Below are 15,969 nucleotides of genomic sequence, written 5' to 3'. Positions count from 1 at the left end.
CCCGCTCTCCAATCTTCACAGTAAACTAGGGAGTACAACCCCATTCTTATTAAGTATGTGGCGGTCTTGGATTCAGCGGTGGCAACTAGGTGCCCTCGAAAAGGCCTACCGAGGGGCGATCGCCCTTAAGGAAATTGAAGACAAGCACTTCAATGGCCAGCCAGTTCACTATCTACCGCAACTAGGGCAAACGGTTTATGACTACCTCCAAAGTCGGGTTGAACGCCAACTGAGTGTGATTGATTTTAACCTGAACCAATTTAAGCTCAGTGGCTGGGTGAGTCGAGACAGTCGTGACCCTCAGGAAGCCGAAATCCTTGCCAAACTGAGTTTTATTGAATCTGTCATCAGTCGCTATCGCTCACTGGAAGAAACCATTCCGACAACAGCAGAAATAGCAGAAGATGGCGTCATCGTCACCGATCCCCTTACCCTAAACACTGAAACGCTAGTCACGGCAGAAAATCACAGTGGCAAATCCCGTAGCAATCATTTTTGGGAACGCTGGCGCGGCACCACTAGTCCAGATTACGAGCAACAGGTGGTTCAGCAGTTGCGCACCCAACGCAAGCATGAGGCGATCGCGATTCGCTGGCTGTTGATTCTGATTTTAATTCCCCTCTTTGTGCAAGTGATCACGCGCAACCTGATCTTTGAGCCACTGCTAGACGAATACTGGGATCACTTTCCCAATCTAGTGGCGGTACAACAAAATCCAGAAATTAGTGCTGACTTTTTGCACGAATATGCTGCCTACAAAGAACTGCTAGAAATTGAAGAACTGCTTGGCCTCTCTCCCCCCTTAGACGAAGCAACTCGTACGAAAAAACTAGAGGAAAAAGCCACAGAACTCTATGAGGAACTGGGCCACCGTACCCTTGATGGCTTCAAAAATATCTTTGCGGATGTCTTGGGTCTGGTGACATTCGTCATTTTGGCGATCATCGGTCGTCGCCAATTGGTGATTACTCGCCAAGTCATTAGTCGCCGCTTCCAAGGCCTGAGTAATCCCGTCAAAATCTTTCTCATTATCCTCGTCACAGACTTATTCGTTGGTTATCACTCCCCGGAAGGATGGGACGTTTTACTCAAGGGGGTCTACCAACACTTTGGCATCCCCGAAAATGAGTCGGTGATCAAGGGATTTATTGCCACGCTGCCCGTGCTGATGGACTCGTGGTTTAAGTTCTGGGTCTTTAACTATCTCACCCGCACATCGCCCTCCGCTGTGGCAATCTATGAAAAGATGAACCAGTAGCTGCGAATGCCAATGCCCCCTATGCCACGAATGGTCTGGATTGTGATTAGCTGCAATTGCCTGATTGCGCTGATTGCATTATGGTCGGCGTGGCAGTTGGTCAAACTGCGCCAGATTCTGCGGGGGGTGTCCCGTGCGCTACTGGATGCGGAGCGGAGTACCCACGGGGTCTTAGGTGGTGCCCCTGAGGTGATTATCATTGGTCAGCGGGGGGTGTCGGGTTTGCGATCGCAATTGCCCAAATGGCGGCGGCAACAGCGCAATGTTCGTCTGTTTTTAACCTTGATAAGCTGGATAGGGCGATATGGTGTCCGCCTGCAAAGGAGAAAGCGATGAGTCAGCAACAGGGTGGCGGTGGTGCTTTTTGGGGGGGGCTGCTCCTAGGGAGCGCGATCGGGACGGTCGTGGGGCTGTTGATTGCTCCCCGCTCTGGCAAGGAAACCCGACAACTGCTGCGCAAATCCGCTGATGCTCTACCCGAACTGCTCGAAGACATTACTGCCAGTTTTGAGCAACATCGCGATCGCCTTTCAGAAACCACCCAAGAGCGCTGGCAGGCCACCTTAGAACGGCTCAAGGAAGCGATCGCCGTCGGTATCGAAGTCACCCAGCAGCAGCGGCAAACCTTTCGGCGTGAAGCCAATGGCATGGCCTTGAGTGACCCTGATGAAGAGGATGCTGTGAATCAATAGCCTGCGGTGGGGCATGCGCCAAGAAATATGAGCCAAGATAATGAGGAGTTATCTCTTTAGCAAACAATCTCGACCGAGGGAGAACCCACCGAGATTTTCCAAACAAAACGTAATACAATCTTGCCATCACGTTTTTTGGTAACAGCACTGTTACAACCAACAGGATTCAAAGAAGGGGTACACCATCGTGGGAGTATTTAGTCGGCTATCACGAGATATCGGCATTGACTTGGGCACAGCCAACACACTGGTTTATGTGTCCGGACGGGGTGTGGTGTTAGAGGAACCGTCCGTTGTTGCCATTGACCAAAACACCAAACAACCCCTTGCCGTTGGTGCTGAAGCGAAGCGCATGCTGGGGCGGACACCGGGCAATGTGGTGGCCGTACGTCCACTGCGGGATGGTGTGATTGCTGATTTTGAACGTGCCGAACTGATGCTCAAGCACTTTATGCGCCAAGTGCACGGCGGTAAGAATTTGTTTGCCCCCCGTGTGGTGATTGGGATTCCCAGTGGCGTGACCGGTGTCGAACGGCGGGCTATTGAGGATGCTGCTCGCGGTGCGGGCGCACGGGAAGTATATTTGATTGATGAACCCGTCGCCGCTGCCTTTGGTGCGGGTTTACCCGTGGAAGAACCGACGGGCAACATGATTGTGGACATTGGCGGTGGTACGACCGAAGTAGCGGTTCTCAGTTTGCAGGGCACCGTTTTAAGTGAATCCGTCCGCGTCGCTGGCGATGAAATTTCTGAGGCGATCGTCCAATATTTGAAAAAAGTACACAACCTAATCATTGGCGAACGCACGGCTGAGGAGATCAAGATTCGCATTGGCTCTGCCTACCCCAATGACAGCTATGACTCTGAATCCATGGAAGTGCGGGGGCTGCACCAACTCTCTGGCCTACCACGCACAGTTGTGGTCAAAGCAGAAGAAATTCGTGAAAGCATGGCCGAACCCCTCTCGGCGATTATTGAAGCCATTAAGCGCACCCTTGAGCGGACGCCCCCGGAACTGGCCGCAGACATTGTCGATCGCGGGATTATGCTGGCCGGCGGCGGTGCCCTGCTACGGGGTCTCGATACCCTGATTAGCCATGAAACCGGCATTGTCGTTCATGTGGCAGCGGATCCCCTACGGTGTGTGGTCATGGGTACCGGCCGGGTGCTGGAAAACTTCAAAGACCTCGCTCGTGTCTTTTCCACACAGCCAGCAGTGATTGGTTAAGGATGAGCAGCTATGGCTTTTCTGCTGCGCTGGTGGGGACGATATGCAGGCGGCTTAGTCCTTGTTGCTTTGGTACTCACAAGTGCTTGGATTTTGCGCGAGACCAATGGGGCAGCGATTCGTGAACTGTACCGCCTTCTTAATTTGCCCTTTCAAGGCGCAGTGGACGATCAGCAAGCTCTGATTCAAGCCCGCACATGGCAACTGGAGCAGCAACTGGCCGCCGTCCAAGCGGAAAACCAACGGTTGCGGCAAATGCTGAATGCCCCGATGCTGCCTAATTTGAATGGCCGCATTGTTCCAGTGATTGGTCGCAGTTCCGATCAGTGGTGGCGATCGCTCCTCTTGGGGGAAGGCAGTCGTCAGGGTCTCACCATTGGTTCAGTCGTGGTGGGCAACGGGGGTCTTGTGGGACGCATTACGAGCATTACTCCCAATACCAGTCGGGTGATGTTGCTCACGGATCCCGCCAGTCGAGTGGGGGTTGTGGTGGGTCGGACGCGGCAGATGGGGATTCTGCGGGGACAACTCAGTCAGCAGGTGATTGTCGAGTTTTTAGAGAAAGACCCGAAGGTGCAGCCCAAGGATGTCCTCTATACCTCAGCCTTGAGTAGTCTCTATCCAGCAGGTATTCCCATTGGTGAGGTGCAATCCGTAGAACTGAGCGATCCCACCCGTCCCCATGCCACTGTTATTCTGGGCGCACCGATCGATCGCCTTGAATGGGTCACCGTCATTCCCTATGCTGAACCGACAGACACGTTTACACCGAACTAGCCTCAACGCGCTGATTACCATTGGCTCTGTGGCACTTTGTGCCCTGCTGAGCTTTATTCACTTACCCAACTTGCATCTATTGGTGCCGGACTGGTTTTTAATCTGGGTGGTGGTGTGGAGTGTCAAGCGATCGTGGGGGCAAGGGGTACTGGCGGGTATTGCCCTCGGTTGGATTCAAGATGGCTTGGTCAGTCCTCATCCTAGCCACGCAGTCAGCTTAGCTTTGGTGGGGGGGTTGACCGCCCTGATGCAAAAGCAGCGCTTTGTTTCTGAGGATTTTATTTCGGTTGCTCTGATTACCTTTGCAATGGCCATCCTGCAACAAACCGTCATCGCCATCCAAATGAGCCTTGGCAGTGGCTTTCCCCTCGAGGAGATTTGGCAGCACCATCGGCAAGTTGCGCTTAGTTCAGCCATTATGAGTAGTCTTTGGGCACCCTTGCTCTATGCCCCCTTGAATCGCTGGTGGACGTGGTTGCGAGAGCAGGAGTAATCGCACAAAAAAATGCAGGAGCCTCTTTACCCCTGCACCGGAATCGTTGATCTAGCTCATATCGTTGGGCGCTATGGGCGTAAGTTACCTAGCATACTCATAATGCCATCTTGTTTCTTGAGCATTTGGTTGAGCTTGCGCAAATCAAGGTTGATGGTTTCAGCAGGGTAGTTTTTCAAAAATGACATCATGCTCAACCCTTCCGGGGAAGCAGCGGCAGTGAGCATGGCACCACGGAGAGCCACTTCACCAGCTTTATCGCGGCGAATCGTGACCTGAGAAAATTGTTTAAGTAAATCTTTGCCAATGGGACTGGCTAGAATTTTATCGGTTTGCACAACATTAAAGGGCAGCCGCATACCCAAGAATTCAAGGAGCTTGGCTTGGTCATCTTTGGGAACGAACCGCATCAATGCTCGCAATTCTCCCGTGGCTTCTTGGGTGGACACAAATTCCTCTAGCTCCGACATTGGGAAGGAGCGCTGAAAGGGACCATAGGTGAGGGAGACAAAGTTAGCTGCTTTGGCAGGGGTGGTGAAAAGGGCACCCACGGGTAGTGCCAGTGCCAGTAACCAAGGCGAAAGACGCTTCAGCATAGGGGATCGACTCCAAAATCACTTCAGTACAAACGTCGGATTGCACCGCTAGCAGTATAGCAGCGAAAATAGAGCTTGCTGGCTCTCCTTAACTTATCCCTAACGTTTAGTGGGTTTAGACGTAGATTAATGAGCGTTTGGCAGCAGGGCGCCACCATCGAGTTAACAATTGACTCCTTGAACCACACGGGGGAGGGGGTAGGACGCTGGCAGGATCGGGTGATCTTTGTGGCGGATACGGTTCCGGGCGATCGCCTGCGGGTGCGACTGACCCATGTCAAGCGGCAATATGCCCACGGCAAGGTTTTGGAGGTGGTGCAGCCCTCTGAACAGCGGGTGCGGCCAAGCTGTATTGTCGCTGATAAGTGTGGCGGCTGTCAGTGGCAGTGTGTGGCCTATGGGGCGCAATTGGCGGCCAAAGAACAACTGGTGAAGGATGCAATCGCCCGCATTGGTCATCTCAAACCCCAAACTTTCCTACCGATTTTGGCTGCCCCTCACCCCTTTGGCTATCGCAATAAAGTGACCTACCCCCTCGGTCGCCGCCACGGTGCTGTGGTTGCCGGCTATTACCAAAAAGGCTCCCATCACCTAGTGAACCTGAATCAATGTCCAGTGCAGGATCCGCGCCTCAATCCACTCTTGGCTGCCCTGAAACAAGCCTTACAACCTTGGCCGATCTACAACGAACAGACCCATGAAGCGGGGTTGCGCCACCTTGGTTTGCGCATTGGTCAGCGTACTGGGGAGCAGCTCATTACCCTCGTGCTCGCAGGGGCATTACCCGCTGGCTTGCAGGCAGAGGCAGAAAGTTGGCTACAGCAGTTTCAAGGGGTAGTGGGGGTCTGTGTCAACTTCAATCATCAAGTGGGAAATCGCATCTTTGGTGACGAGACACAAGTATTGGCGGGGCGACCCTACCTTTGGGAAGAGATGGCAGGGGTGAAGTTTCAGATTGCCTCGACGACGTTTTTTCAAGTCAACACGGCGCAAGCGGAGCAACTGGTCACCACGCTGCGAGAGTGGATTGCCCCAACGGGTCACGAACGACTGCTGGATCTCTACTGTGGAGTCGGGACACTGAGCCTACCCCTTGCCGGCGCTGTCGCTGAAGTGATTGGCGTGGAAGTGCATCCTGCCTCGGTACAACAGGCGATCGCCAACGCCCAACACAATGGCATTAACAATGCTCGCTTTCTCTGCGCCAGAGCCGAGGAGTGGCTGCCCCAGTTGGATCAGGCCGTGGATGTGCTAATTCTTGATCCACCACGCAAAGGGTGCGATCGCCCCGTTCTTGAGGCCATTCTCCGCAACCGTCCACCGCGCATTCTCTATGTCAGTTGTCACCCCGCCACCTTGGCACGTGATCTAGCTCACCTCTGCGCTACCGGCGCCTATCAACTAACAAAAATCCAGCCCCTCGATATGTTTCCGCAAACAGCCCATGTAGAAACGGTTGCTTTACTGACTACTTCCTAGGGTATGATTACCGTCACTGGTTTGGATTGGCTCTACGCGAAACATTTTGGCAAACATCTTGCTAACGTAGGCTTGGCCATAGACCACGCTTGTCTTCGGTGTTGGCGAAGTGCTTGTCTCTGGTGGCGCGGCAGCCGAACTTTCTGGAGCACTAGAGGGAGCATCTGTAGAGTCCTGCTGATCTGGTGTGGAATTCTCTGAGGAATCGGCGGTTGTGAGTGGCTCCTGCCAAGGATCCTCGGAGGAAACGGCATGCTCTTGGGGGTGACTCGTTTCTGTGGGGGGCTGCCAACGGCGACTACTATCACCAAGGAGAGAACCGGCGGCGACCACAGCACCAGCCGGAATCGTTGTTTGCATCACGGTGCTACTGGCGCCAATACAGGCATGGGGTTCAATGGTCACTGCCCCAATCAGCAGCACGCCTGCGCCAATGTTGACCCCTTCGCCAATTTCAATGGTGCCGCCGTGGGCATGAATGACGCTGCCCATACCAATACAGACACCTGCGGCAATGCGAATTGAAGCCCCTGCTTCTGCCCAAAGCAACACCCCCGGTGCCAAAACGGCTTGGGGATCCACCACCACATCACCAACAATGCGAACCGCAGGTGAAGGGGGCAGGGCTAAGGGCGGCAGGGGCATTGGGGCACCTCACAGGGAGGGCTACTTAGCAGCCTGTTGGAGCAGGATTTCGGCTACCCGCTGCTTACCGGCAGGATTAATGCCAATCAGCCGCACATACTCGCCACTGTATTCTTGCAGGCAAGCCTGAATCGCAGCAAGAGCTTCATTGAGATTTTTGGCCTCAATGCGCGGGCCACTTTGCCAAGAGTTGGTGCGGTAGCGACGAGTATCCACATGTTCGAGGCCGAGGGTATAGCCCTGTTGCAGCAGTTGCTGTACTTGTTCGACCACCTCTTGACTGAGGTTATGAGTGCTAGTGCTTCCTTGACTGGCGGCGGTTGGGCGCGGTGCGAACCCTTGACCACGGGTGCTACTGCCATTGCTGGCGGCTTTGCCATTAGGACGGTGAATAATGGTTTCCAGTACCCGCTGTTTGGCTTGGGGATTGACACCTACGAGGCGGACATAGTCCCGCTGGTGCTCAGCAAGGAAGGCACTGAGGTCATTGAGCTGCTGCGCCGAGGTAATTTTGATGCCGCTTTGCCAAGAACTGGTACGGAAGCGACGCTGGTCGGCGTACTCGGTGGTGACTTGGCAGCCTTGACGCAAGAGGTCTTGAATTTGGTTTAGGAGATCGGCACTGAGAACGGTTTCATTGCCGCCCGCACTGACGGAGACAGGGCTAGTAGCCGCGGGGGTAGCTGCTTTTGTGGCGATCGCCACCGCGCCATCGGGTCGCTGAATAATTTGCTCGAGGACGCGCCGCTTTTGCTTTTGATCAATGCCAATCAAGCGCACATATTCCCCTGCATGTTCTTGGAGGCAGGCCTCAAGGGCAGCGAGCACTTCCCGTTCCTGCTTTGCTTGAATCGGGGCACAACTCGTCCAAGAACTGGTGCGATAACGGCGGGCATCGGCGTGCTCCGTGCCAATTTGATAGCCCTGCTGAAGTAACTGCCGCACCTGAGCCACAACGGAGGGATCGAGGGAACCCACTGGGGCTGCACTCACGGTTGCGCTAGGACGATAGCTACTGGTACTGGCCACAGGCGCTTGACCGGGGCGTTGAATAATTTCCTCAAAAACGCGACGCTTGGCCTTAGGATCGACACCGATCAGGCGCACATACTCGCCCTCGTGTTCCTTGAGGAGTTGGGCGATCGCCGCCATCACCTGAGACTCCTGCCGCCCCGTCAACGTTGGGCAACTCTGCCAAGAGCTAGTGCGATACCGCCGCGCATCGGCATATTCCAAGCTGATTTGGTATCCCTGCTGCAACAATTGGCGGACGTGAGTCCCATAATCTGCGGTCATGGTGTTCTTTTCCCCAGTGAGCGTTTCAACGTGTAGGATGGGTGGGTCTTCTTGACGCTGGAGTTCATTGCGAATCGGGGCAATACAGGCAATATTCTCAGCACACTGGTACCCCGATAGCAGCGCTTCATTGATGCCAACCACGTGCTGGGCAAAGTGAATATCCGACTCTTCCACATTCGGCAGGCGATCGGCTTGCTGCTGCGTCGTGATCACCATTCCCGAAGGCACATATTTTCCCGGTGGAATCTCCACATCCTGAATGAGGACGTGCATCATCACCACACAGCCCGCGCCAATCCGGGCATTAAAGACCGTCGAACGAAAGCCAATAAAACAGCCATCACCAATGTAGGCAGGGCCGTGGATCAAGGCCATGTGGGTAATTGAGGCATTATCACCAATCCAGACAGAATACTCTTGGCCATCATCGCCAATTACTCGTCCCTGCTGGAGGCCGTGGATGACAACGCCATCTTGAATGTTGGTGCGGGAGCCAATGTGGAAGGGCGTTCCTTCATCGGCACGAATGGACGTGCCGGGTGCGATGTGAACATAATCTTTGATGCGGACATCGCCGATCAGGTTACTAAAGGAGTGGACGTAAGCCGTGGGGGCAATCTCTGGCTCCGCTAAATCCCTAGACCACGGCGTCGGAGGTGCCGCATAGCTTTGAACCGCCATAGGGAGAAGTCTCCAATGCTAATACTGGGTACGTTTGCTGTAGAGCAAATAATTATCCCGACTTACGGTGTCAATAATGGCGACAACGGCTGCGTCAATGGGTTTGTCGGTGCCATTGATAATACAGCGGGCGGCACTGCCTCGGCTTACCAATACCCACTCATCCTGTCCTGCACCAACCGTATCCGCAGCCACTTCGTAGTCGGGTAAAAATTCGCCGTCCTCACCCAAATATTGCAAGACGAGAAACTTGACTCCCGTTAAGGTGTCTTCTTTTTGAGTACTGGTAACGGTGCCGCACACTCGCGCGATTTTCACTATGGGCGACCCATCGGGCGGATACCGCTAACGCTTTCGCGGAATTGTTCCACCGCTTCGGTGTAGCGAATGGGCAGGACGTATTCGAGGTTTTCGTGGGGACGCGCAATGATGTGGGTGGAGAGCACCTGACCCCCATTCACACGCTTCACGTTTTCAACCCCCGCCGCAACCGAAGCCTGCACTTCAGACACATCGCCACGGACAATCACGGTCACCCGACCACTGCCGATTTTTTCGTAGCCCACGAGGGTAACACGAGCAGCTTTCACCATTGCGTCTGCGGCTTCCACCACTGCGGGGAAACCAAGGGTTTCAATCATACCGACGGCAATTGCCATTGTAATAACTCCTAAACGTCAAACAAGTAAAGAACTAAAAGAACCAGAGGATCGATAAGCGATGCAACTGAAAACTCCACCAAACTGCCCAACCCTTTAGTTTCGGAATTGCTCCACTGCCTCGGTATAGCGAATGGGCAATACGTACTCAAGGTTTTCGTGGGGACGAGCAATGATGTGCGTGGACAGCACCTCGCCGCCATTGACCCGTTTGGCAGAATCAACCCCAGCAGCCACTGAGGCTTGTACTTCGGAGACATCACCCCGCACAATCACGGTGACCCGACCACTCCCAATCTTTTCGTAGCCCACAAGGGTGACCCGAGCGGCTTTTACCATTGCGTCTGCTGCTTCGACGACGGCGGGGAATCCGCGCGTTTCAATCATTCCCACAGCAATTGGCATGAGTAAGCTCTCCTAATTAGAATAAGGGTAAGCAGTACAAAAGCTAGAGTTGCAATCAGAGCGATCGCTACAGAAAATAATGACGGGATAGCCGATTGTTATCGTGACGTTAATCACCGTCTTTTTATCTCTAAAACAAGCATAGGGTGAGGGGTTTCTTTTGACAATATAATGATTGATAATCTTTTCTAGTTTCTCATATTATCAAATCTAATTTTAAGCCCTTGACACCCCTTTCAACCCAAGACAAGTCAATACGAATCGGTTAATCCATAGAATTTTATCTAAAACTAGTGATCTCCTCATAGACTGATTGCTCGATTAAGAGGGTTCTGGTTGCGTTTGGGCAAATTGCATAGAGTATTTCAATGTTGATCTATGTTTTACTAGATCAAATTCTATTGTTCTATCAAACAGCAATCAACTTTTCGCGATCAATGTTCTGTAAAACGCTGATCTGACCAATGCGCTGAAACTCTTTGCTACTTCTATCGGCTAAGTGCAGTACCCAAGGCAGTCGGCAAGAGCGAAATCCGCTAGCAGGATGCAATTGAGTCAAGTGATAGGTCTGTAAGGCCAGTAGCTCTAAAGGGGTATTGCCATAGTGACGCACAACCCGCAGAGGTCTAGCACTACCAATGGAACCAGTTTTCGTCTTGATGGCCTCGCTGCTTTGTAATATAAATGAGTCACTTTCAGAATCCAAAATCACCGTACCCACTTCAGCGTCACGATAGATTATTTCGCTATTGCCTGAATTGAGTTCTCGTCCCATCCTTCCTGAACCACTTTTACGGACACTGAGAACATCGACGGCAATACCTTGATGAGTCAGTTCTGTGATTGTTCGTTCAAATTCCCCTTCTTGCACAAGCCCGTCGCGCATCAGTAGTATCTTTTTAGGGCAGGAGCCATAGTTTTTTTCGAATTTAAGCACTAGCTTAGACACAACTTGCCAAACTGATTGACTAGAGAAGGTTTCTCCCCGTTGCACATCTGGTAACTCCCAACCCAAGCTTTGACCATTGGCTAAGACGGCAAAAGCAGAAGTACCATAGTAAAGTTTTCGATTTGTACCTGTGTCAAAACCGATAACTAAGTCAGCAGCTTCAGGATCATCTAATGGTTTTAGATAGACAGGCTGCCATTTGGCTTTACACAACAGTCCCAAGCAGACGTTGAGAGCTTTGTAGGCATCAGTCTTGGGTGTTGGTATGATGAACTGAGTGGCGATTCCCGCCTTTAAGGCCTGCATCCGCAGCGTTGTTTTCTCCTCATGGGGCGACCAAGGCATCACCACTAAAACAGTTTTAATTCCTTGAGCAAACCATTGCTGCCAGAATCTTTGTTGAGCCAGATCATCTTTCGGGTATTCGCTTTTTGTAAAATAAGAGTCTATTTGTATCCGAGTACCACTATTTCTTGCTATTTCTAGTAAGCATTTGCGTACTTCTTCTGGGTATTGAGGTTTATTATTAAAAAGATTAAGACAACCAAATTGCGTTTCACCAATCTTGGCACAGCCACAGGAGCTAATTCTAGCTGTTTTATTGACTTCTTTATTATTGCGAGCTAATAGTTTTGCACGAGGCATGACAAAGCCGTTAACTTTCATCGGCACTGGTTGATGACTAAGATTATAGATGTTTTTGAAAATGACCTCGGCTGTTTTTCGGGATTCTTGCAAACGCAGGTTAATATTTTTCTTAATATAGTCAAACACCCCTTGAATTTCGCTTTTTTCTCTTCCTTGTTCAGCAATTTGCGCCAACATTTCCATTGTGAGGCTTGGTGATAGTCTTTGAGACAGATGATATACTGGCTTGGCTTTATAGCCGCTAGTGTTTCTAACAATTACAACCCGTGACTCATTTATTTCTTGTTCGGTTGCGTCTCTTTCAAGGTGATACTCTGCTAAAGTCTTTCCCTCTACTATTTCTATTTCATTTGGACTTTTTTTTGAAAAATCTTCAAGAATCCACTTTTGTTTATCTTCGTAGGTATTCCTCACGTACTTGATTTGAATATAAGGATATTCCCTGAGCCACCATTCAAGTGTAAATGGCGTATAAAAGCGATGATGAATATCAATTTCTAAGTATAATTTTCCGTCTTTATCTATTGTAAGATTGATTTCTCTACCTCTATGTACTTCCCAGCCATGGCCGCTTTTTTCTAGTCCTTCTTGGTCAGAAATCCACCAAATTAATCCGACTTCATAATCTTTTTCAATTGTGGTTTTCTTAAATTTTTCTTTTAATTTGCGTTCTAGGATTTTTCGTTCAAAGGATTCCAGTGCTTGCCTTTCATGATTATTTTGACAACTGAGTTCTCTACATCCTATTTGCTGTAACTGCCAATCCTGAGTTTGCATCCTACTAGGATCAATAAGCTCCCTTGTAATAATGCGGCTCCCTAGTCGAACGGCAGTTACCCCTAGTTTGTAGCAAACGCTGGAAAGGGCTTTTTGCTCGCTACCTTGTTCTGGTACTTGAGTAAATTGGCATTGGTATTCATGAAATGTGAGATCTGGTTGAGTCAGATTTTTCACGAAAAAACGATTGAGTGTAACTTCAACTTCTTGAAATTGGGCGGACATCGTTGATGGAAAATGTATTGGCATCAGGCCATATTAGGATGGGATTATTCGCTTATCGTAGCAAGTCTCGCTGGGTATTAGGGAGAATCAGCCAAGATAGAATCGTCGTGGATATTCGCGGGTGTGGAGTGTCTTGTATGCTGCGGCTACCAATTCAACCGATTTGGCAAAGGGTTTCTCAGTGGCCAGTGTGGGAGCCAACACGGCTGGCGATCGCCAGTTCAATTCTTTTGCATGCTCTTATCCTCTCCTTTGTGCGTGTGCCCGAACCCACCCCCCCAGAATTGGCCAGTGATCAACTGGTGCCCTTGGTCAGCCTTTCTCCCGAACTAGAAGCGGACTTACCCTCTATCGAACCGCTCTTGCCCACCGAACTGCCGCCCCTTGCCACGACCACACCACCGCCTCTGCCGTTTACAGGTATTGAGCCACCCCCCCTTTCCTTTGCCCCCTTGGCACCCCTACCCCCCTTGCCGCCGCTGACGGAACTGCCGCCCCTACCCAATCCAGTACCACTGCAACCTTTGCCGCCGCTATGGCAATTGCCCCCGCCCGCCCGCCCCTTACCCGTTATCCCGACAACTCCGAATGAAGATGTGGCCGTTGCCCCGGAACTAGTCTCACCGACGCCTACGCCTGAACCCACCCCTGAAGAACCCGTAGCAACCACAGAGGGGGAAGCAGCGGCAGCGTTATCGCGGTGGTTTAATCAAACACGGTTGACCCTCAACACCACCAATCTGCGGGTGAACCTAGCCCAGCGGATTACGGACTTTTATCCCCAAGAGGCCTGTGGCGATCGCCTGCAAGGGGAAACAACGGTTGCAGTGGTGGTCACTCCCCAAGGTGAATTGCTCCCTGCCAATGCCGCCCCAGAAACGGGTTTACTCACCCGCAATCCGCAGATTATTCGCAGCAGTGGTTCTGCACTCCTCGATCAAGCCGCCTTAGAACGGGTACGTCAGCAATCCTTTGAGGCTACAGGGCAGTACCAAGCCTTAGCCCTCACCTTTGCCTTTGAGTATCGCCCCGAAGTCTGCCGAGGTCAGCAACCCGCCCCCACTCCTAGACCACAACCAGCAGCACCCACACCTGCCCCGCCGCCGCGAACCCCTAGCCCAGCTCCTGCCAGTGAAGCCTCACCAGCACCTACACCCCCTGAAGAGGTGCCACCCCCACCGGAATCTAGCGGGACAAACTCGTCGTCTGAAGCGCCGGCTGCGAGTCCGCCAGCAACATCTCCCGAATAAAGCGGGCGATCGCCCGTTGGAGAAGGCCATTGACAATACGCTGACCCATTTGCTGCACCTCTGGCCGCACAATGATCCGCAGAATCGCAGGGATAACTTTGCCCCAGTCAAAACCGGGGGTATCCTGCAAAATGCTGAAAATGCGGCGCAAATGCTCTAGGGCATTGGCTTCACTGACGATGTTGGAACTTGCCGTTGCGGGTACTGGCCGGGTGACGAGGGGTAATAGTTGCACAAGGTTCCATTGCCCCATGGTTGTCCGTGCCCAAGTGTCGAGGCTCTTGACAATTTCATCCGCTAGGCGATCGCGATACTCCGCTCCTCGCTCTGAAAAGAGAAAATCCAACGCCTGCTCCAGCACCACATTAAAGTCATAGTCACGGCTCTCGCGGGCATTGCGCAGCAGATTTTCTAGGCGCGTCCAGCGAAATTGACCATCCTTGAGGAGCAGATTCGTAAGACTCGTGCGCAACTCTGGGGCAGGATCCGTGAGCAGTCGCTTGGCAATGTAGGGATAGGCGGCACTGAGTACCTTAAAGTTGGGGTCAACGCCCATGGCAATTCCTTCCATGGTCAGGAGCGATCGCACAATCAAGGCATAATAGGCGGGCACCTGAAAGGGATACTCGTACATCACCTCTGACAGGCGATCGAAAATGCGTTGGATATTCAGTTCCGAGACACTCGCCCCCAAGGCATCCTCAAAGACCAAGGCCAGCGCCGGAATAATTGGTTCTAGATCTGTATCGGGGGTTAGGAACCCTAAACGAACATAGTCGTAGGCAAGGCTTTCGTACTCACGGTTAACAATGTGGACAATGGCATTCAGCAAGCCATAGCGCTGCTCTGGGGCAATCTCACTCATCATGCCAAAGTCGAGATAGGCCAATTTGCCGCTGGGCATGGCCAACAGATTCCCCGGATGCGGATCCGCATGGAAAAAGCCATGTTCGAGCAACTGCCGCAGGGAGCACTGCACCCCCACATACACCATGTAGCGCGGATCAATCCCCAAGGCCTGAATTTGCTGCGGTTGGTTGAGTTTGACCCCTGTTACCCACTCCATCGTCAGTACCCGCCGCCGCGTGTAATTCCAGTAAATCTTGGGAATATAGACATCGGTGAGGTGGCCATAGAGGCGGGCAAAGCGTTCGGCATTCCGTCCCTCTTGGGTATAGTCCATTTCCTCAAAGAGGCGGCCAGCAAATTCATCGAGAATGGCCACTAAATCACTGCGAATCTCCTTGATCAGGCGTTTTGCCCAATAGGCCACCCCCCGCAGAATGTAAATGTCCAAAGTGATACTTTCTGCCAAGCCGGGGCGCTGCACTTTCACGGCCACCTCTTCGCCGCTGTGGAGTTTGCCGCGATACACCTGTCCCAAGGATGCAGCGGCAATGGGATGATCACTCAGTTCAGCAAAAAGCTCACTGGGGGGGGCGCCCAATTCCTCTTCAATAAACTGAAAGGCCACTTCATTGGGGAAGGGTGGCAACTGATCTTGGAGTTTTGTTAATTCTTCCAAATAGACCGCTGGCAACAGATCCGGACGGGTGGAGAGGGCTTGTCCCACTTTGATATAGGCAGGGCCAAGGCGGGTGAGGGTTTCCCGCAGGGCGATCGCCCGCTGGTGTTGATTTTGCTTGCTTTGGCCTGTGACCCTATCCCACCAACGATTAAAGAGCAGCCAAAACACTGGCCAGAGAATCCGCAACCAGCGACTCAAGACCAGTAAAGGCCGCTGCCGATAGTAGGCATCAATGGCCACGGGATCGTAGGGTTGAAAGGTCTCCGAATCATTGGGAAGGGTTTCAGCCGCGATCGCAATCTCTTGGGGCGCGGAATCACTGGGGACAATTGCCGTATTCATGGGCAGTCGCGCAAACTCTTAAAGTATTTTAACAATCA

16 protein-coding genes are annotated in these 15,969 nt (G+C 52.2%); 8 read left to right on the top strand and 8 right to left on the bottom strand.

Translation table 11 applies throughout. From position 1 onward, the window contains the following. The first annotated feature begins 55 nt into the window (after positions 1-55). The 6 genes from KV190_RS08690 (at position 56) to mreD (ending at position 4,448) form a co-directional block, all read left to right on the top strand. Complete coding sequence (locus KV190_RS08690) at positions 56-1,258, top strand: CemA family protein (protein ID WP_460192851.1); 1,203 nt, start codon at positions 56-58, stop codon at positions 1,256-1,258. Between the two features lie 21 nt (positions 1,259-1,279). Further along, positions 1,280-1,594 (top strand): hypothetical protein, encoded by a 315-nt coding sequence (locus KV190_RS08685; RefSeq protein ID WP_460192850.1) that lies wholly within the window; start codon positions 1,280-1,282, stop codon positions 1,592-1,594. Further along, the gene (locus tag KV190_RS08680; RefSeq protein ID WP_460192849.1) at positions 1,591-1,950 is read left to right on the top strand and encodes a YtxH domain-containing protein; all 360 of its coding nucleotides are present in this window, start codon (positions 1,591-1,593) and stop codon (positions 1,948-1,950) included. Before KV190_RS08685 ends, KV190_RS08680 begins: the two co-directional genes overlap by 4 nt. Positions 1,951-2,137: 187 nt before the next feature. Further along, entirely contained in the window at positions 2,138-3,178 is a 1,041-nt protein-coding gene (locus tag KV190_RS08675) for a rod shape-determining protein (RefSeq protein WP_460192848.1), read from the top strand. A gap of 12 nt (positions 3,179-3,190) precedes the next feature. Then, complete coding sequence (mreC, locus tag KV190_RS08670; protein WP_460192846.1) at positions 3,191-3,955, top strand: rod shape-determining protein MreC; 765 nt, start codon at positions 3,191-3,193, stop codon at positions 3,953-3,955. Continuing rightward, the gene (gene mreD, locus KV190_RS08665; protein ID WP_460192845.1) at positions 3,921-4,448 is read left to right on the top strand and encodes a rod shape-determining protein MreD; all 528 of its coding nucleotides are present in this window, start codon (positions 3,921-3,923) and stop codon (positions 4,446-4,448) included. The genes mreC and mreD overlap by 35 nt, the downstream gene beginning before the upstream one ends. 71 nt (positions 4,449-4,519) lie before the next feature. On the opposite strand, the gene KV190_RS08660 is transcribed toward mreD, so the two are convergent. Next, on the bottom strand, positions 4,520-5,044 hold the full coding sequence (locus KV190_RS08660; protein WP_460192844.1) for an alpha/beta hydrolase: 525 nt from the start codon (positions 5,042-5,044) through the stop codon (positions 4,520-4,522). 129 nt (positions 5,045-5,173) lie between these two features. Here KV190_RS08660 and rlmD point away from each other — a divergent pair, with 129 nt between their 5' ends. Further along, the gene (gene rlmD / locus KV190_RS08655; RefSeq protein ID WP_460192842.1) at positions 5,174-6,523 is read left to right on the top strand and encodes a 23S rRNA (uracil(1939)-C(5))-methyltransferase RlmD; all 1,350 of its coding nucleotides are present in this window, start codon (positions 5,174-5,176) and stop codon (positions 6,521-6,523) included. On the opposite strand, the gene KV190_RS08650 is transcribed toward rlmD, so the two are convergent. The 6 genes from KV190_RS08650 to KV190_RS08625 form a co-directional block, all read right to left on the bottom strand. Beyond that, positions 6,506-7,168 carry an LbetaH domain-containing protein gene (locus KV190_RS08650; RefSeq protein ID WP_460192841.1) on the bottom strand — a complete coding sequence of 221 codons (663 nt, stop codon included), beginning with the start codon at positions 7,166-7,168 and terminating at the stop codon, positions 6,506-6,508. The genes rlmD and KV190_RS08650 overlap by 18 nt on opposite strands. A gap of 21 nt (positions 7,169-7,189) precedes the next feature. After that, positions 7,190-9,148, bottom strand: coding sequence for a ribulose bisphosphate carboxylase small subunit (locus KV190_RS08645; RefSeq protein WP_460192840.1), 1,959 nt, complete (start codon positions 9,146-9,148; stop codon positions 7,190-7,192). A gap of 18 nt (positions 9,149-9,166) precedes the next feature. After that, positions 9,167-9,466, bottom strand: coding sequence for a EutN/CcmL family microcompartment protein (locus tag KV190_RS08640; RefSeq protein WP_149817455.1), 300 nt, complete (start codon positions 9,464-9,466; stop codon positions 9,167-9,169). After that, entirely contained in the window at positions 9,466-9,807 is a 342-nt protein-coding gene (locus tag KV190_RS08635; RefSeq protein ID WP_011056790.1) for a carbon dioxide-concentrating mechanism protein CcmK, read from the bottom strand. Before KV190_RS08635 ends, KV190_RS08640 begins: the two co-directional genes overlap by 1 nt. 96 nt (positions 9,808-9,903) lie before the next feature. Next, a complete protein-coding gene (locus KV190_RS08630; protein ID WP_011056791.1) occupies positions 9,904-10,212 on the bottom strand; it encodes a carbon dioxide-concentrating mechanism protein CcmK in 309 nt (102 codons plus the stop codon). 409 nt (positions 10,213-10,621) lie between these two features. Continuing rightward, positions 10,622-12,811: an argonaute PAZ domain-containing protein gene (locus KV190_RS08625; RefSeq protein WP_460192837.1), complete on the bottom strand. Its 2,190-nt coding sequence runs from the start codon at positions 12,809-12,811 to the stop codon at positions 10,622-10,624. A 137-nt stretch (positions 12,812-12,948) separates the two neighbouring features. Between KV190_RS08625 and KV190_RS08620 the strand changes: the two genes are divergently transcribed. Further along, the gene (locus tag KV190_RS08620) at positions 12,949-14,061 is read left to right on the top strand and encodes an energy transducer TonB (RefSeq protein ID WP_460192836.1); all 1,113 of its coding nucleotides are present in this window, start codon (positions 12,949-12,951) and stop codon (positions 14,059-14,061) included. Here KV190_RS08620 and KV190_RS08615 read toward each other — a convergent pair. Continuing rightward, complete coding sequence (locus tag KV190_RS08615) at positions 13,997-15,931, bottom strand: ABC1 kinase family protein (protein WP_460192834.1); 1,935 nt, start codon at positions 15,929-15,931, stop codon at positions 13,997-13,999. The two genes, KV190_RS08620 and KV190_RS08615, sit on opposite strands and share 65 nt — an antisense overlap. Positions 15,932-15,969: the final 38 nt, after the last annotated feature.

It is taken from the genome of Thermosynechococcus sp. FA-CM-4201, from assembly GCF_054689355.1.
The sequence above is the reverse complement of the archived record's forward strand: the minus strand, read 5'-3'. Positions and strand labels throughout refer to the sequence as shown.